General features: G+C 48.4%; 13 protein-coding genes. 9 read left to right on the top strand and 4 right to left on the bottom strand.

Annotation, left to right across the window (positions count from 1 at the left end):
- Positions 1-709: 709 nt before the first annotated feature.
- Positions 710-1,591 carry a phytanoyl-CoA dioxygenase family protein gene (locus tag AC1XUF_RS25765; protein WP_483344740.1) on the bottom strand — a complete coding sequence of 294 codons (882 nt, stop codon included), beginning with the start codon at positions 1,589-1,591 and terminating at the stop codon, positions 710-712.
- A 157-nt stretch (positions 1,592-1,748) separates the two neighbouring features.
- On the opposite strand from AC1XUF_RS25765, the gene AC1XUF_RS25760 reads away from it, so the two are divergent.
- From AC1XUF_RS25760 to AC1XUF_RS25740, 5 genes are all read left to right on the top strand, one after another.
- A complete protein-coding gene (locus AC1XUF_RS25760) occupies positions 1,749-2,612 on the top strand; it encodes an AraC family transcriptional regulator (RefSeq protein ID WP_483344739.1) in 864 nt (287 codons plus the stop codon).
- A 436-nt stretch (positions 2,613-3,048) separates the two neighbouring features.
- The gene (locus AC1XUF_RS25755) at positions 3,049-4,767 is read left to right on the top strand and encodes a serine hydrolase (RefSeq protein ID WP_483344738.1); all 1,719 of its coding nucleotides are present in this window, start codon (positions 3,049-3,051) and stop codon (positions 4,765-4,767) included.
- A gap of 171 nt (positions 4,768-4,938) precedes the next feature.
- Complete coding sequence (locus AC1XUF_RS25750) at positions 4,939-5,274, top strand: PadR family transcriptional regulator (protein ID WP_483344737.1); 336 nt, start codon at positions 4,939-4,941, stop codon at positions 5,272-5,274.
- A 15-nt stretch (positions 5,275-5,289) separates the two neighbouring features.
- Positions 5,290-7,920, top strand: a complete 2,631-nt coding sequence (locus AC1XUF_RS25745; RefSeq protein WP_483344736.1) for an ABC transporter permease — start codon at positions 5,290-5,292, stop codon at positions 7,918-7,920.
- A gap of 5 nt (positions 7,921-7,925) precedes the next feature.
- Positions 7,926-10,529 carry an ABC transporter permease gene (locus AC1XUF_RS25740; protein WP_483344735.1) on the top strand — a complete coding sequence of 868 codons (2,604 nt, stop codon included), beginning with the start codon at positions 7,926-7,928 and terminating at the stop codon, positions 10,527-10,529.
- A gap of 26 nt (positions 10,530-10,555) precedes the next feature.
- Here AC1XUF_RS25740 and AC1XUF_RS25735 read toward each other — a convergent pair whose 3' ends face one another.
- The 3 genes from AC1XUF_RS25735 to AC1XUF_RS25725 form a co-directional block, all read right to left on the bottom strand.
- Positions 10,556-11,239, bottom strand: a complete 684-nt coding sequence (locus AC1XUF_RS25735) for an HD domain-containing protein (protein WP_483344734.1) — start codon at positions 11,237-11,239, stop codon at positions 10,556-10,558.
- A 62-nt stretch (positions 11,240-11,301) separates the two neighbouring features.
- A complete protein-coding gene (locus tag AC1XUF_RS25730; protein WP_483344733.1) occupies positions 11,302-11,640 on the bottom strand; it encodes a hypothetical protein in 339 nt (112 codons plus the stop codon).
- A gap of 284 nt (positions 11,641-11,924) precedes the next feature.
- Positions 11,925-12,089 carry a hypothetical protein gene (locus tag AC1XUF_RS25725; protein ID WP_483344732.1) on the bottom strand — a complete coding sequence of 55 codons (165 nt, stop codon included), beginning with the start codon at positions 12,087-12,089 and terminating at the stop codon, positions 11,925-11,927.
- A gap of 164 nt (positions 12,090-12,253) precedes the next feature.
- Between AC1XUF_RS25725 and AC1XUF_RS25720 the strand changes: the two genes are divergently transcribed.
- The 4 genes from AC1XUF_RS25720 to AC1XUF_RS25705 all read left to right on the top strand — a co-directional run bounded on the left by AC1XUF_RS25720 (position 12,254) and on the right by AC1XUF_RS25705 (position 17,424).
- Complete coding sequence (locus AC1XUF_RS25720) at positions 12,254-14,050, top strand: glycoside hydrolase family 9 protein (RefSeq protein WP_483344731.1); 1,797 nt, start codon at positions 12,254-12,256, stop codon at positions 14,048-14,050.
- Entirely contained in the window at positions 14,050-14,751 is a 702-nt protein-coding gene (locus AC1XUF_RS25715; RefSeq protein WP_483344730.1) for a polysaccharide deacetylase family protein, read from the top strand. The genes AC1XUF_RS25720 and AC1XUF_RS25715 overlap by 1 nt, the downstream gene beginning before the upstream one ends.
- A gap of 893 nt (positions 14,752-15,644) precedes the next feature.
- A complete protein-coding gene (locus AC1XUF_RS25710; RefSeq protein WP_483344729.1) occupies positions 15,645-16,661 on the top strand; it encodes an N-acetylmuramoyl-L-alanine amidase in 1,017 nt (338 codons plus the stop codon).
- 193 nt (positions 16,662-16,854) lie between these two features.
- A complete protein-coding gene (locus AC1XUF_RS25705; RefSeq protein ID WP_483344728.1) occupies positions 16,855-17,424 on the top strand; it encodes a hypothetical protein in 570 nt (189 codons plus the stop codon).
- Positions 17,425-17,487 lie beyond the last annotated feature (63 nt).

Below are 17,487 nucleotides of genomic sequence, written 5' to 3'. Positions count from 1 at the left end.
CACGCAATTTAACACATAGTAGTATAGAGTTAATAGGGATTAATATATTACTTCTTCGTTTAATCCTTTTATAATCCAGGACTGGCACGTCTGTTCACGGGCTCTCGTACCGGTAAAAACGTGGAATCTGTCGACGTTTCTTTCCCTTTTATCTATAACCTCCCCAACTAGCCGGAGAAAACGATTACTTTGAATTACAATTAACTAGCTAAAAACAAAGCCCTCATCTATGACAAACCTTTTCAGTCCCGCCGCATATTGCGTCCGTTCCGGTTTCCCGAAACTGGCCGACGCCTGAAAGTTCGGAGCTTTAACGATGTTGACGCCCCATCCGGTCATCGTTCTGACAAAGCAAAAGACTGTATTTCACAATACGATTTTCAACTCTCTGATCCATTAGAAGCAGGCCAATATGGACAAATCTGATTAGCCTTCCCGTTGCCTGGCGACAGGCAGTAGCGGGCTATAACCGGCAATTTGGTTCGTACAATCTGGGCCGATGGAATTCATGCAGCGATATGGCCAGACTAAGGTGGCAGAACCCCGGACAGAGGCTGCTGCGGTTATGGTCAGATTTGCAAGAAGGAGTACGATGCAAAAAATGCTACAATTGTCGCCTCAGGTGATTGAGCTGACAACAAAAATATAATTTGTTAGGGGTGAGTTGGAATAGGGTACGGGATTTTCCGGTACCCTATTTATTTTGCCCTTAACTCGGGTCAAACAAAAGCGGGAAGAACTGCCCCTGCATTTTCTCTCCTTTGGGAATTCGGGGGACGCCGTCCAACAATACGCTGTCCGTATCCGAAACCGTTCCGTCGCCGAATACATTCAAAACAAACGCCCTTCTGGAACGTTCGGACTTATTCTCGTAAGAGCCATGCACCATCAGCGGATGATGGAATGTGGCATAACCTCTTTTCATTTCAATTGGTATGGGCTTGAATTCGGCCTTCTGTTCTTCGGTGAGGTAATCCATCAGACCATTCATATCACCGGCAAGCTCAGGCTTGTCCAGCAGTCCCCAGCGATGACTTTTCGGTATGTAGTAAAGACACCCGTTTTCAATGTTGGCATCATCGAGGCCCGTCCAGCAGGTCAGGTGGTTCATTGGCAAGGTACGTGTCCAGTAAGAGTAGTCCTGGTGCCAGGCCACCACACCACCGTGAAGCGCAGGCTTGCAAAACAGCTGGTCGTGCCAGAAACGCACTGCTTTATTGCCCAGCAACTGGCTCGCTGCCATTACAAATGCTGGGTTCCAGAGCGTATCGTGAAAGCCGGCAGTGACGCGCCAGGCGCCCAGTGCATGCAGCAATACCGCATTGGGGTCACTTGATTCATTGGAATGGAATTCATAAAAAAGCCCGTGCTTCGGGTGCGACACGTCAACGATCTCCTCCAATTCCCTGTTGAGCGCGTCCACTTGCCAATCGTCCAGAACTTTGATATTGGCAAGATACCCGTTCTCATTAAAAAATTCCACCTGCTCTGCACTGAGGCGGTATTGCTCCCATCCCTCGCTGGTGAGCGGCTGCTTAAACAAATCTGAAACCAATGAATGGCTTTCAGCAAAATCGGCAAATTCCTGCATTGTCCTTTAAAAAGTTATGGGTTTAGGATTAGACAAATATCCTTCAAAATCATAAACAGCCTCTTGCTTATTTTGACCAAATAATACCCTATTTTGTAATATATTGCATCCATTATCGCCACAACAGAGCATAATAGGAAATATAAAGCAATTGACGATGAAAGCTTTTTTTGAGCAGGTCACACCATTGACAGAAAATTCTTTCAAAGTGTTCAGGCATGAAGTAGCCGAGTTTGATGCGCCATGGCATTATCACCCTGAATACGAGCTAACCCTGATCCTGCAAAGCGAGGGAATGCGGTATATCGGCAATCATGTGGAAAACTTCAGTGCGGGTGATCTTGTGCTGCTAGGCCCCGACCTGCCGCATTGCTGGAAAAATACCGGGGAAAATCAGCTGTCGGCGCAGGCGATCGTGATACAGTGGCAGGAACAATTTCTGGGGAAAGACTGGGTTCAAAATCCCGAGTTCTATCCCATCCGGCAGATGTTCAAATTGGCTGGCCGGGGGCTCAGGTTTAAACAAACCGAAGCAGGTCAGGCAGGACGGATGATAGAACAACTTCCGGACCTAAGTCCCTTCAAAAAGCTTGTCCGGTTCCTTGAAATACTTGATTTTCTGGCCGGCACCTCCAACTGGCAGGTCTTATCCGCCGAGGGTTACGCTTATCCGCGCAATGATGAGGACAGCCAGAGGATCAATGTGGTCTACAATTATGTGAGGGAGCATTACCGGGAGAAGATCACGCTTGGGCAGGTCGCCGCCCTGGTGCACATGACCGAAGGGTCATTCTCGCGCTTTTTTAGCAAAAATATGAATAAGCCTTTCTTTACTTTCCTGAACGAATACCGGATCTCTGTCGCCTGTAAATTATTGATAGAAAGTGACATGCAGGTTTCCGAAGTGAGCTATGCCTGCGGGTACGAGAGCATGCCCTTTTTCTACCGGCAATTCTCCAAATTCGCCCATGCCGCGCCGGGTGGTTATAAGAGGCAGTTTTTGGCGAATATCCGCGCCTAGTCATGAAGTTACCTCCCCCTCTCCTCCAATGCCCTGTCAAGCTGCGGGTCCATGTACGTCTGTCAATTTCAACGCTGTGCACCGGATCAGTCTATCACCAGGAAGCAAACCAATCTCCTCCTTGCTAGCAGCTGAGCAGTGAAATACACGGCTTACTATATACGAATCGTTGCGCGTAAAAAAATCAGGTTTCCATTGTAATGCAGGTTTTGGTAATACCTCTTCATTTCCATATATATTGGACCGCCGATGTGACGAGTCCGGTGCTTTCAAAAAAGAAACTATCATTGAACCAGACCGGATCATTTCGTCCTATTTTTGAAAAGCAGGTTTGGATAGCTTTGTTGCAATAAAAAATCTCAAAATTCCTGTCGCTGAAGCAGCCGCTTGAAAAAAGATTTGACCTTGTTATATTCAGAGCCAAACAACCCAGCCCATGAAGTCCGTCCCATACCTTCGCATCAGCATTTTTGCCTTTTTGATTCTCCAAATGACCATCACGCAGGCACAGCCGGGCACGACCGCCTTGAAGCCTGTTCAGGTGGACTCATTCATTACCGGAATCATGGACAGCGCCTCAGTCCCTGGTCTGTCCCTAGCCATCATCAAAAAGAACAAACTTGTTTATTACAAAGGATATGGCGTGGTCCGGGCGGATTCGAGTCGAAAAGTATCGGCTTCCACCGTTTTCGATGCCGCTTCGCTCAGCAAGCCGCTTTTTGCTTACGCGGTGTTGCAGTTCGTCGCGGATGGTATGCTGGATCTGGATAAGCCCTTATATCATTATCTGCCTTACCCGGATGCAGCAGCGGATGAGCGTTACAAAAAAATCACCACCCGGCTGGTATTAAGCCACCAGAGCGGTTTCCCCAACTGGCGCAAAGACAGGGCGTCCAGTCAGCTCGAACTGAAATTCACCCCCGGCGCACACTTCGGTTATTCGGGCGAGGGATTTGTTTATCTGCAAAAGGTCATTGAAAAGCTCACCGGGAAATCCCTGAATGAAATCATGCAGGAAAAGGTGTTTGGCCCTCTGCATATGGATCGGAGCGGATATGTATGGCAGCCCGGCTTTGATCCTGATTTTGCCTTGCCACATCCTAATACCAAAGTCCCCTGGCGAAAAGAAAAGCCCGAAAATGCCAATGCGGCCTATTCCCTTCAGACCACCGCTCATGATTATGCCCAATTTCTGCTCGCGCTTCTTTCCCCAACCAATAAATCAAAATCCAAAGCGCCGCAGATGCTGAGCCGCCAAAGCCGGTTGCCGCAGAAATTCGGCGACGAGGACACATTGTCTGCCAGCTTGTTTTGGGGACTGGGAATGGGTTTAGAAATTGCTCCCGCCGGTACCTATTTCTGGCATTGGGGCGATAATGGCGCCTTCAAATGCTTCGTGGCCGGAAATCGGGCAACGGGGGATGCTGTTGTCTATTTTACCAACAGTTCCAATGGGTTGCAGTTACTGGAAGCCATTACCGAACGCTTCACAGGCGCTCCGGGATCGGCAAAGCCCATTGCCACATTTTTAGATTACGGATCTTACAAAGACCCTAAAAATCTGCTGCTCCGGTTCACCATGGACAGTGATGTCGCCACGGCTATCCGACCTTTCCTGGATCGAAACGGGCGGGCGACGCTTACGGAAGAGGATATGGATTGGGTCGGCCATGAATTGATTGACGCCCGGCGTCTGGCCGAAGGGCTCGATGTATTCCGGCTTAACCTGGAAGCCCATCCGGGCTCCGCTGCCGCGCTGGCGGGCTATGCATATGCCAGCCTCTGCATGGGCGATCAGCAGCAGGCAATGTACTACTATTCAAAATCTTTAAAAGAAGATCCCGAAAACGTGGCTAACAAGCAGATACTGAATGGGCTTGAAAACGCCTCACGGTCCGATGGGACCAGTAAGCTGGTGCTGAAGGGTTACCCGAATGCAAAGCTGGTTACCGTCGGCGGATCATTCAATGACTGGAATCCGCTGCGTACATTTTTTATCAAAAAAGGCGATGACTGGGAATGCAACCTCAACCTGGCGCCGGGCACTTACATTTACAAGCTGGTGGTGGATGGCCAATGGATCCTCGACCCTTCTAACCCGGATACTCAAAAAACCCCGACCGGAAACCTCAATTCGCTCATGGTGGTGAAGTGATGCGCGATGCCTTAAAATCGAACGAGAACTGTCCGGTAGCGGACAATTCCCGTTTCTGAATTCAAAAAAAAATGCGATTACAGCGCCTGAAAGCTTCTTTTTCCATACTGGCATACCATTTGTTATACCGAATCAGATCATATTGTTTCTGGAAATTAATAAGTCATATCGATGAGACGAAGCGATTTAGGCGAGTTTGAAGAAGTGGTGCTCCTCGGCGTTGCAGCGCTGTCTCCCAATGCCTATACCGTAGCCATTGCCGAAGAGCTCGAACGGGAGACCGGCAACATGGTCACCTCGGGAGCTGTACACGCAGCCCTTCAGCGCCTGGAACAAAAGGGTTATGTCCGTTCGGTGTGGGGAGAGGCGACTGCCGAACGGGGCGGCCGCAGAAAGCGGCTTTTTACCGTAACCGCATTGGGCGGCCGCATTCTGGAAGAGGCCAGGGCTGTCCGGAACCGCTTGTGGGACCGTATCCTGCCCAGCATCCGCCTGGAGTGGAACTGATTAAACTCCTCCCGTATGAAACCAAACCAACCACCCCGCCGACTGACCCGGCTCATCGCCTGGCTGGTGGCCCCGCATCTGCGTGAGCAGGTATTGGGTGACCTCTACGAGCGCTACGAACGACGTGCACAGGTACACGGGGAAACGGCAGCCCGCAGACGCTATTGGTTTGAAGCACTGGCCTACATGCGGCCAGCATTTATTAAAAGACAAAAAAATGAATACCCGTCACCCTTTTTACTGAATCCGGCCATGTTTAAAAATTATGTCAAAATCACATACAGGACTTTTGTTCACAATAAATTGTATTCGATCATCAATGTAGCAGGGCTGAGCATCGGGCTGGCTGCGGCCATGCTGATCATGCTTTACACCAAAGATGAAATCAGTTACGACCACTTCCATGAACGGGCCGATCAGATTTACCGTGTGGACAGGAAAATGGTCAAATCGGAGGGTAACATCGCAAACAGTGGTTACACCGGCTATTTTCAGGGATCACGATTTTCGGCGGGCATCCCGGAAATCCTGGCTTTCGTTCGTCTCCAGCAGGCTCAGACGGAAATGAAAACAGGTGCAGATATTCACCCTCAATCCGTGAGCCTGGTCGACTCCAATTTCCTGACCGTATTTTCTTTTCCATTGATACGCGGCAACGCCAAAACCGCATTACTCGACCCGACGTCGGTAGTCGTTACAGAAGAAATGGCCCGAAAGCAATTTGGCACAACAGAAGCTTTGGGAAAAACGATATTTTTAAAAACCGGCAGCGGGTTCAGTCCTGTTACCGTGACCGGGGTAGCCAAAAATTGCCCGCAGAATTCATCTATCAAATTCGAGATGCTACTGCCTTTGCATATTTCAGCCAGCGAGGAAAGCATCAACGAAAATTGGTTCAGGTTTTTCCTGAATACCTTCGTCGTTCTTGCTCCTGGTGCGAATGTACAAGCTGTCGACGCGAAGATGCAAAAGGTGTTCGAGGCGGATGCGGCAGAATCGATCAAGATGATCCGCGAAAAATATGGTATCGCAGATATTGGCATGTCGTTTTTCCTTCAGCCTCTTACCGATATCCATCTCAGTAAGCATGTATCGGCAAGTGAAGGGCTTTCAGATGCAGGCAATCCGGCTTATTCCTACATCCTTTCCGGTATTGCCCTTTTTATCCTGATCATCGCCTGCATCAATTTTGTAAACCTGATGGTGGCACGGTCGATCAAGCGCGCCAAGGAAATTGGCATTCGAAAATCAATAGGTGGTAACAGAAATCAGCTCATGGTACAATTCCTGGGCGAGTCGTTTCTGCTGTGCCTGGCTGCTTTTGTACTTGCCATCCTGATGGTGCAAGTTGTTCTCCCGGTTTTTAACCAACTAGCCGGTAAGGCGCTGGCCCTTTCGTATCTCTTTGATTTTAACCTCATAGCCGGATATATTATTCTTTTTATCGGTACTGTATTGCTTGCAGGATTTTATCCTGCGTTGGTCATCTCCGATTACAACCCGGTTCGTGCGCTCAATGCGAAGCTTACTTTGACCGGAAAAAATTACCTCCAAAAGTCTCTAGTTGTTTTGCAGTTTGGCATGGCCTCATTTCTGATCATTGCTACGCTCGTCATTTTTTCACAATTCGATTTCCTGACCAGCGAAAAGCTGGGTTATGACGATACCCATTTGATCACTGTTGAGAAGTGGGGCACGAAACACCATGACGCAACTTTATTCAAGGATGAATTAATCAAGAATTCCAATATTGTAGATGTCGCATTTAAGAATAATGGTTACGCAGGCAATACGGTAAAGGTAAATGGGGAGCAACGGGTAAATATCACATTAGAAACGATCGACGCCTCCTTTATCCCATTATTGCAAATTCCTGTCGTAAAAGGGCGAAATTTCTCTCCAGCTTACCCCTCTGATTCAACGCATTCGGTTTTGGTAAATGAAACATTTGTAAAGCAGGCCGGCTGGAAGGAGCCGATCGGGCAGGAAGTTGCTTTTTTTGATATCAACCAGAAATACAGCGTAGTAGGCGTGGTGAAAGACTATCATTTTAAACCACTCACCGAAAAAATCGAACCCCAGTTATTTACGATGAACCCTGGTAGCGACTATGGGATGTTCTATATCAAAATTAAGCCTGGAGGTGAAACAAACAGCCTGAAATACATCGGAGAAACTTTTAAAAACATGTTCCCGCTCGAGGCTTATTCTTATGCTTTCCAAGACCAGGAAAATCTCAAAAGTTATGAATCGGAAGCAAAATGGAAACAGATATTACTGTTCGGCGCGATTCTGACCATTTTTATTTCCTGTATCGGGTTGCTGGGGTTGTCTGTGCTTTCGGCCGAGACCCGGACAAAGGAAATTGGTATCCGTAAGGTATTGGGTGCGTCCGTAGCAGCGATTGTAGCCGGTTTGTCAAAAGATTTTTTGAAACTTGTCCTGATCGCTTTGCTATTGGCAATGCCTCTTGCCTGGTGGGCCACCCATAAATGGCTGGAGAATTATCCGTACCGGATCGCACTAAACGCGTGGCTGTTTGTGTACTCAGCCGTGATTGTCATCCTGATTTCTTTCATCACGATAAGCTTCCAAAGCATAAAGGCCGCACTGTTGGATCCGGTCAAGAGCCTTCGCAGCGAATAAGCGCCATGAAATCAAACCAACCTCCCCGCCAACTCACCCGTTTCATCGAATGGCTGGTGGCCCCGCACCTGCGCGAGCAGGTATTAGGCGACCTGTACGAGCGCTACGAACAGCGGGCGCAGGCTTACGGGGTAGCGGCAGCACGCAGGCGTTACTGGCTTGAAGCATTGGCCTGTCTGCGGCCCGCATTGATCAAAAGACAAAAAAATGAATATCCGTCAACCTTATTTCTGAATCTTGCCATGATCAAAAACTATTTCAAAATCGCCTGGCGTAATTTGCTGAAAAGTAAATTCTATTCTCTTATCAACGGCGCCGGACTGACCCTTGGGTTGGGTATCGGGATACTGATTTTGTTATGGGTGCAGGATGAGCTCAGTTTTGACCGCTTTCACAAGAATGCAGGCAATATCTATAAACTTGAAAACCGTGTCGGAACAGGTTCGAGCAAGCAGATATGGACCACAACCGTCGCACCCATCGCCATATTGGGAAAAAGGGAATTGCCCGAGATCCGGGATGGCGTGAGGCTGGTTTACAATGATCAGTACATTCTCTTCCGGTACAAAGACAAGGTTTTTAATGAAGAAAACTCGTCTTTTACCGATCCCGGCCTTTTCTCTGTTTTTGATTTTAATCTGATAAAAGGCAATGTCGAAAAGCCTTTTGCGGACGACAATTCCTTGGTACTTACGGAAACTACGGCCAGGAAATACTTTGGCGACGAAGATCCGGTCGGTAAAATACTGAGCGTCAACAATCAGCAAAATTTCACAGTCAGCGGCGTCGTGCAGGATTTCCCCAAAAACTCGACCATTCAGGGCGACCTGTTCCTGCCGATCAGCCTGCTGTTTAAAAACATGTACAGCAGCAGAACGGACGGGCGAAATAAGGACAACGATTTTCACCAGTTCAACTACAATACCTACCTGCTCCTGCAACCCGGCCAACAGGTTTCCAAGCTCGCCGACAAGCTCAGGAATATCCATTTGCACAATAAGCCCGACGACACCGACATTGCATATCTTTTGCAGCCGCTTACCAGAAAACACCTCTACAGGGCCGATGGGACCGACGGCGGCATTGAAACCGTCAGGATGTTTCTCATCATTGCCTTGCTGATTCTGGGAATTGCCTGCATCAACTACGTAAACTTGTCTACCGCCCGTTCGATGTTGCGCTCCAAGGAAGTGAGCATGCGCAAGATCGTCGGTGCGGCGCGAAAGCAGCTTTTCTTACAGTTCATCATCGAAACCACCTTGGTTTTCGCCATGGCAGCTTTGCTTGCGGTGCTCGTCATCTATGCCTTGCTGCCGGTTTATAACCAGCTGTCCGGCAAGCAGCTTGTACTGGATTTCGGTAATTTTCAAATCTGGAAAGTGATAGGATTAACCCTGCTGGGTACGTTGGCGATATCAAGCATTTATCCCGCTTTGTTACTTTCTTCTTTCGACCCGCTGAAAGCGTTCAAAGGAAAAGCATCCACGGGCATTAGTGACGCCGCATTGCGAAAAGTACTTGTGGTAACCCAATTTGCCATTTCGGTGATCCTGATCATTGGTACTTTGGTGATCAGCAACCAGCTGGAATACATTCGTTCGAAGGCATTGGGGTACGACAAAAGCCACGTCCTCTCATTCTCCATGCGGGATATGAACAAGCATTTTGAGGCTGTAAAGACCGATTTGCTTAGCCAGCCGGGCATTGTCGGCGTCACACGCGCCGGATCCAACATTGTCCGCATAGGCGGCCAGACGGGCAGTAACGACTGGGACGGCAAGGAACCGGGCGAAACGATGATGATGCGCCCGATGGCCATTGACAAGGACTTTTTGTCTTTCTTTAAAATGCAGCTAGCCGAAGGCCAGGGTTTTACCGGTTCGGTATCCGATTCGTCGCATTTCATATTGAACGAGACGGCCATCAGGGCGAGCCGGATCAAGGACCCGATCGGGAAGCGCTTCAAGCTCTGGGACAGAGAAGGCACGATCATTGGTGTGGTCAAGGATTTTCATACGGCGTCGATGAAGCTGAAAATCGATCCTGCTGTTTTTTATTACAATGCCGGGGATGCAAACCGCATCTATGTCAAAACAACGGGCCGAGACGCCGATAAGGCGATAGCCGCCGCAGAACGTTCCTGGAAACGGTACAATGGTGATTTTGCGTTCACTTACGCTTTTCTGGACGATACTTTCAACGATATGTATAAATCCGAACAACAGAGCGGCTTTCTGTTCAACATTTTCGCGATGATCGCAATTATCATATCCTGCCTGGGGCTATTTGGCCTCGCTGCCTACACCGCGCAAGTCCGTACCCGGGAAATCGGCGTCCGCAAAGTATTGGGGTCCAGCGTTGCCGGGATCGTGACGCTGCTTGCCAGGGACTTCGTCCAGCTTGTTGTGATCGCCATTGTGATCGCCGTGCCGGTTGCCTGGTACAGCATGAATATCTGGCTGCAGGATTTTGCTTACAAAATCAGTATTTCCTGGTGGATGTTTGTCGCGGCAGGGGCGTTAGCATTGGCGGTGGCAGTGCTCACAATCAGCTTTCAAAGCATCAAAGCGGCACTGACAAATCCGGTCAAAAGCCTGCGCAGCGAGTAACCGGGAAGCTGGACAAGAGGCGGGCCTTACCGGCCCGCCTCTTCGAGTAAACTCCTGACCCTGTTCAGGTTCGATTGTTTCAATTCGTTCAACAATCGCTGACAATAAGAGGTATGGTAATGGTGCGATTCCAGTAATTTAGCCGTGCCTTTCAGCCATTTTGACCTTTCAATTTCCTGTCCGATCCTAAGCTCTGCCTCTCTTTGCATCAGCAGGTCGTGGTCGAACATATACTGGGTACCCAGATGGTAGAGGTCCGCGTCACAAACGATTTCCTGCAATAAGTTGGCAGGATGCTGCGGAAGCCTGGTTGCCAGGATGCATGTACGGACCTGATCGATCACCTCGTCAGAAATATGAAGGGTTTTCAGAAAATCGGCTGCCAGGTCCGCCCCTATCCCTTCATGCCCTGTCGGTCCGCCTTTGAGGTAACCGGTGTCATGGAACCACGCAGCCGAAACAACTATAAAACGATCTTTTTCAACCAGACGATAGTGAGCTGCGATTTCCCTAACCCTTGAAACGACCGTGCGAGTATGATCCAAATTATGGAACAAAAGGGCGTGGTTGTCATTTGCTTTAAAAATCTTGACAATATATCCTTCTACTTCCCCACTCAGATCACCATCATGCATACAATCGACTGCTTTTGTTGTCGGGTTTACGAATGAAGACCGCTCCGGTCTTCTCTTGGGGGCCAAACTTAGCATGCGATTCTGAATATTTTCTGGAGAAAACTTAAGTGTATTATACCGGCGGTTTCGGCGCCGGATTAATTGAGATACCTGTAAGCAGGAATACTAAACTTTGCCCTGAGAAAGGTTTGCCAGATAGGTTCTGCGACAGGATCCATGTATTCGTCGCTGATATCCACGTCGTCCGAACGCACCATGACGTGAATGACGAGGTCAAACACATCGGTCAGATAATAGCTGGCATCCCTTGGAAAAGCCACGCCGGTGTGCCTGCTGACAAAGCCAAGCATTGATTTGATGTCATCGTCCGACATCCTGAGTTGCTTTCTGAAATTGGTTTCCAGCTTTACGCGTTCGGGAAGAATGCCTTCCTGAACAAAAAGGTAATTCCGGAGAATGGTCATATTGAATTTCATACTGTATTGGGCCAGTTTTTTGTGCACGATTCGAATAAAAGGTCTTTTTTCCCAAAACGGACTCGCCGTTTATTGGGATATTACGTTATACGGTGAAAATGGGCGGGGTGATGCATATAAGATAATTTGCTTTAAAAATAAAGTGTCTGGCCACACAGCATACAAGCCTGCGCTCTGGCCCGCTACGCTGATCTGGTTCGAAGAAGAACGTATAGACGAAACGATTGTTGCACCGGTTTTAGGACCAGTTGAGCTGGTCGCGATGCTCCATCTTCAGGCGGCAACTATTCGGCGATTGCATGTGTATAGCGATAACCAAATGGTTGTTGAAACTGGTGCTTTCCAATCTCGAGGTACTGTGCCCGGCTCGGCAAGGCTATAGCCAGGCAGGTTTTGGATGTGGCAGACAACACCAGATATGTGCTTTCAGAAGAAGATTTTGGCTTCATATCAGCTGGAGAGAGGCTGATAATCAAATCCCGCTAAGATTCGGCATTGCAGGTGCCAATACTCCAAAACGACAGCAGCCAAAATCAAAAAATGTGCGGTTTTTGAGCTAAAACTTCCGGCGGGATTTGTATAAATTGCCTTTTCACCTAAACAGTCTCCGGCATTGAAAGCCCTCTTTTTATCACTTCTGTTATTATTCGCGGGCTATTCCCATTCGCAGGATTCTGGTTCCTGGATCCGCATTAACCAGCTCGGCTATGCAGCGTCTACCCCGAAGGTGGCGGTGTTGGCTTCCAATTCTAAAGAAAAGTTTAAAAATTTTGAACTGATAGACGCAGAGACGTCCAGGGTTGTTTTGAAAAGCAGCGTTGGAAAGGACTTTGGAGCATACGGGCCTTTTACGGCTACCTACCGCCTGGACTTTACGGAGATCAAAGAGCCGGGAAGATTTTTCCTGAGGTCGGGAACCGCGCGCTCCCCCGAATTCGAGATCAGTGATTCGGCTTACAGGGGGTCAGCGGATTTTGCATTGAAATACATGCGGCAGCAGCGCTGCGGTTATAACCCTTTTTTGAAAGCCACCTGTCACCCGCTGGATGGCTATACCGTCTATGGCCCGATGCCCGACCGTACTTTTGTGGATGTGACCGGGGGCTGGCACGATGCGTCGGATTACCTGCAATATTCCACCACTTCGGCCAATGCTACCTATCATTTGCTGGCAGCATTCCGCGATTTTCCAGAAATTTTTTCGGACAACCACCTGTCAAATGGGCTCGAAGGAAAAAACGATATCCCCGACGTACTCGACGAAGCGAAATGGGGCTTGGACTGGCTGGCAAAAATGCATCCCCGCCCCGACTGGATGTTTAACCAGATCGCCGACGACCGCGATCATGCCGGATACAGGCTTCCAAACCTCGATTCCGTCGACTACGGTTATGGCAAAGGCACCGGGCGGCCTGTTTACTTCATAACCGGGGAAAAGCAGGGACTTGGCAAATACAAGAATAACGCTACCGGCGCTGCCTCCACGGCCGGAAAGTTTGCAAGCGCATTTGCACTGGCCTCGGGCATTTACAAAAAACGGGACCAATATCTTGCGGATTTGTATCGTTCCAAGTCGATCTCGGCTTATCAATATGGCTTTGCCAAACCAGGTGTCGCGCAGACTGCTTCGGTCAAAGCTCCATACATTTATGCGGAAGACAACTGGGTCGACGACATGGAATTGGGAGCGGCCTCCATTTACCAGCTCACAGGCGAGAACAGGTACAAAGAAGAGGCCCTCGGCTACGGTGAAAAAGAAACGGTAACCCCCTGGATGGGAGCCGATACGGCCAATCATTACCAATGGTACCCATTCCACAATTTCGGTCATTACGAGCTTGCTAAAAAAACCGGCAAAACGGATAGGGAGAAGCTGATCGCCTACTATAAGGATGGTATCGAAAAGGTCTGGCAAAAGTCGAAAACGAACGCATTTTATCGCGGCGTGCCGTTCATCTGGTGCTCCAATAACCTCACGACGGCATTTGCCATCCAATGTTACCTGTACCGCCAACTGACAGGCGATGTGACCTATCTGGCATTGGAACAGTCCGCTTTCGACTGGCTTTTCGGATTAAATCCCTGGGGTACCAGCATGGTTTCAGGGCTGCCCGCCAAAGGGGATACGCCCGTAGACCCGCATTCTTCCCTTACTGCGCTAAAAGGATATCGTCTGGACGGAGGATTGGTTGACGGCCCTGTTTACGGTAGCATCTACGGTAACCTCATCGGGATCCGATTGAACGATGCGGATGAATACGCCGCTTTCCAGTCAAAGCTCGCTGTATACCACGATGATATGGGCGATTATAGCACCAACGAACCCACCATGGATGGAACCGCATCCCTGGTGTACCTGCTGGCGGCAAAAGAAGCGGATTCCAGGGGAGGGGTACCCGGAAAAAAGTAGTGACCGACTCGCACGGCGCCGTGATCAGGGGCGACGTAAGCAAGAAGCAAATTTCCCTCGTCTTTACCGGCGATGAATTCGCCGACGGAGGCGATTTGATCCGTAAAGTGTTGAAGCGCAGGCATATCACCGCTTCGTTTTTTCTGACTGGCAACTTTTATGCTCATAAATCTTTTTCAGGTATGATTAAAAAACTGAGAAAAGACGGGCATTACCTAGGGCCGCATTCGGACAAGCACCTTCTATATGCGGATTGGAGAAAAAGGGACAGCCTCCTTGTTTCGAAAGACCAGTTTACAAAAGACCTGAATGATAATTTGAAACGTATGCACAGGTTCGGCATCCAACGATCGGAAGTTCCTTATTTTTTGCCTCCTTTTGAATGGTACAATTCAAAAATTTCCGATTGGACAGGTGAAATGGGCATGCGGTTGATCAACTTCTCGCCTGGGACCATTTCCCACGCAGATTACACTTATCCGGAAATGAGCAATTACAAGAGTTCGGAAGAAATTTACGGATCAATCATCAAGCGGGAAGTGTCCGATCCCAATAGGCTGAATGGGTTTATTATGCTCACACATATTGGTACCGATCCGCGGCGGACCGATAAGTTCTATAACCGGCTGGACGAGCTGGTTACGGAACTTTCAGCCCGCGGATATGTTTTCGTCGGGCTTAGGGAGTTGCTGGGGGAATAGATTAGAAGATGTAGTTGAGTGATTTGGTCAATTTGTCATTTGATTATCAGTATAAACTTTTGGTATACCCCAAAAGTCATTTTGTTGTCCCTCAGCCGCAGAGCGGCACCCTGTTTCTAGCTCAAAAACCCAGCCTTCAAAACCCAGCCCCGGCGGGCCCAATCATTGATTGCGGCTCCTAGAAACAGGTCGCTCCTCCGGAGCTATTTTTTCTTCTGCTCCTGCCCAAATATCCCCCCAACCAAATTTGCTTCCCACCAAAATCCTACGAATTTTCGCATTCCAAAAAATCATAGGGTTATGAAGAATTTCAGAGTATTGCCTTGTTATGGTGAGGATCAGCAAAAGCCTCCTAAGCGCTTCTATGAGCGTTTGGACACTTAAGACAAGGCATTCTTTTAACCATTTCCAAAAATCATAGCTATGCACACCAATCAAAACGACGAGTCGGAAGACTCCGCATCGGCGGACCGCGCATCGGCGGATCGGCTCCACCGCGCCTATGGGCGGAAAGTCTAAGAGTTGCTTTCTTCAAGCGCCGCTGAACCTAGATCGAAGATCTTTGGCAAATGTACTCAGGCTACTTCGTTTTTGTTCAGGAATCGGGTTATGATCCACGAGGTAGCCACAGGTTCGCATCTTTTCGTCAGCTGGCGTTTTTCTTCCAGGAAGTTGGGAAGATTAAACAAAGGAAATAGCTGGCAACGAGGAGGGCAATTGGCATTGGGCTGATTGCCTTTTTTACTCATTGAATAATGAACGAGAATTCTGAAAATATTGCTGATCAGGCATAACGAGATTTTGGTATCCAACTTCTTTGGTAATAATTGAACATTGTGATTTCTTCGCCCAAATAGCCTACCCGTGAAAATTTGATCAACAACAGCTCTCTAATGAAAGAAAGTGAAAAGTACGATCTACAAGCCATCGTAAAGCAATTCCCAGAGCTATCACCGACAGTAAAAACGGATGACGAAACCTTGAAGATTCTGCAGGCGAAGTATGCCATCTTGTTGCAGATTGCCGACCAAGAGTTGCGCGATCGTGAATTGAGACTTAAAGAAGATTCCGGCAGGGTGGCTCGATGGGCAAACCCGCTAGTTGTCGGAGTATTTGCCGGGGCCTTGGGGTTAGTTGGCACATTTGTCAATGGAATAGTCAGCAATAGCAATCAGAAAGTGCAATTGCAGAATGAATTAATAAAAGAGGCTATCAAACCTGTGAATGAGAAAGAGCGCGCGAAAAGTCTTGTTTTCTTTGCCAACAATGGTTTAATAACACTTGATGCTCAGTCGCTTGCCTCTCTTATAAAAATCGCAGGAACAGAGCAGCCGGTTCCAGGATCATCGGAAGAGGGGTATGTTTCGCCACAGCCTGCACGACCAATCAATTATGCACAAGTTATTGTAGACCGCATTCGAGAGGCGCCTGGGGTTAGTTATCCGGATGGTATCAATCCGGTAGCGCACCTTGGTGACACGACCCGGCGGGCAATCATTCTTCACGATGCAGTTGGAGCAGATAATTCTGTTACGATTCTAAGGGAAGGAGTGAAGGGCTCAGGCTTAAAAGGGCCACTAGCGCATTGGGCGGTTCAATCGGATGGAAAAATAGCTTTCATTGAAGATGAGACCCGCAAGGTATTCCATGTAGGCAAAGCTGATCGTGGCATATCAAATAGTAATTCCATTGGTATTGAAGTAACCGGTAAGGCTGCACTTCAAAACAGGCAGCAAATAGAGAGTTTGGTTCGCTTAGTCGCAGACGTCGCAGATCGTTGGGGCATCCCAACTGATATGATCTTAAGTCATGCGGAGGTTGCGCTTCCACGTGGAAGGAAGCTTGACATGTTGCAACAGGCTCCCGTAATTCGGAAAATGGTTGAGGCAGTGCGCAAGCAAAAATCATGACGTTAGTGAAGGCGTGGCCTCAGGTTCGCGCATTTTAAAGATATGCTCCTTTAATTTGCTCTTAATGTCCCAGATAATATTAAGAAACCCTAAAAAAAGCCTGTCGGGAAGTTTGTTTACAAAATATTCTCTACCGGGTAAATAGATATTAACTCCTTTTTTATTCTGACATTGGTTCAAAAATAAACCTGCTATGGCTTCGGTAAGCATTGGCTTAGGCAAAACATGCATCCTGTCTCTGCTTTTTGCCTGCGCTGCCTGTGCGCGAACGGCCAACACAGAAATAGAGCGCTCGATTACCGCTAGTCGCCGGATAGCTCAGCGACCACAGCGACCACGCCGCGAGGCTGAAAAGGAAGGCGCATTTCGTCAGCGGTTTTTCGATTCCTTAAAAACAAAATTTGGCGTTGATGTTTCCAATAGATCAGATACTTTGATTCTTGTTGAATACACGGATAATATTTGTGGCAATTGCAGCTTTGACGAGCTGGCTCTTCTGGCAGCTGATGTCGTTTACCGGATCAGTCCCGGCAAGCCCCACATGTCCTACGACGAGCAGTCCATTATCGCTGACAGTATTACTTTGCAGAAGTACGGTCTGCACGTGGGTGCTAATTTCTGGAAGCTCAAATTATATAAAAATCTGCCAGACCCTTTTAAACCGGCGCATTATGAATTCTCTTGCCTAGATGGCGCACGCGGTTACATTACCTGGATATTGCCCGGAACTAACTGTCGCTCTATTTTTTTGACATGCTTGTAACGCTGTTTTTTGGCGAAATCCGTCACTATTATGTTACGGTGAAACTTGATTGGGGTAGTAGTT

Source organism: Dyadobacter sp. HNCC25DJ185 (assembly GCF_056895195.1).
Note: the sequence above shows the minus strand (reverse complement) of the source record. Positions and strands in the feature narration are given on the sequence as shown.

Coding starts and splice junctions, on each gene's coding strand:
- AC1XUF_RS25710 (WP_483344729.1), top strand. CDS start 15,645: ATGAAAGAAAGTGAAAAGTACGATCTACAAGCCATCGTAAAGCAATTC.
- AC1XUF_RS25745 (WP_483344736.1), top strand. CDS start 5,290: ATGAAACCAAACCAACCACCCCGCCGACTGACCCGGCTCATCGCCTGG.
- AC1XUF_RS25730 (WP_483344733.1), bottom strand. CDS start 11,640: ATGAAATTCAATATGACCATTCTCCGGAATTACCTTTTTGTTCAGGAA.
- AC1XUF_RS25755 (WP_483344738.1), top strand. CDS start 3,049: ATGAAGTCCGTCCCATACCTTCGCATCAGCATTTTTGCCTTTTTGATT.
- AC1XUF_RS25760 (WP_483344739.1), top strand. CDS start 1,749: ATGAAAGCTTTTTTTGAGCAGGTCACACCATTGACAGAAAATTCTTTC.
- AC1XUF_RS25750 (WP_483344737.1), top strand. CDS start 4,939: ATGAGACGAAGCGATTTAGGCGAGTTTGAAGAAGTGGTGCTCCTCGGC.
- AC1XUF_RS25740 (WP_483344735.1), top strand. CDS start 7,926: ATGAAATCAAACCAACCTCCCCGCCAACTCACCCGTTTCATCGAATGG.
- AC1XUF_RS25705 (WP_483344728.1), top strand. CDS start 16,855: ATGGCTTCGGTAAGCATTGGCTTAGGCAAAACATGCATCCTGTCTCTG.
- AC1XUF_RS25735 (WP_483344734.1), bottom strand. CDS start 11,239: ATGCTAAGTTTGGCCCCCAAGAGAAGACCGGAGCGGTCTTCATTCGTA.
- AC1XUF_RS25725 (WP_483344732.1), bottom strand. CDS start 12,089: ATGAAGCCAAAATCTTCTTCTGAAAGCACATATCTGGTGTTGTCTGCC.
- AC1XUF_RS25765 (WP_483344740.1), bottom strand. CDS start 1,591: ATGCAGGAATTTGCCGATTTTGCTGAAAGCCATTCATTGGTTTCAGAT.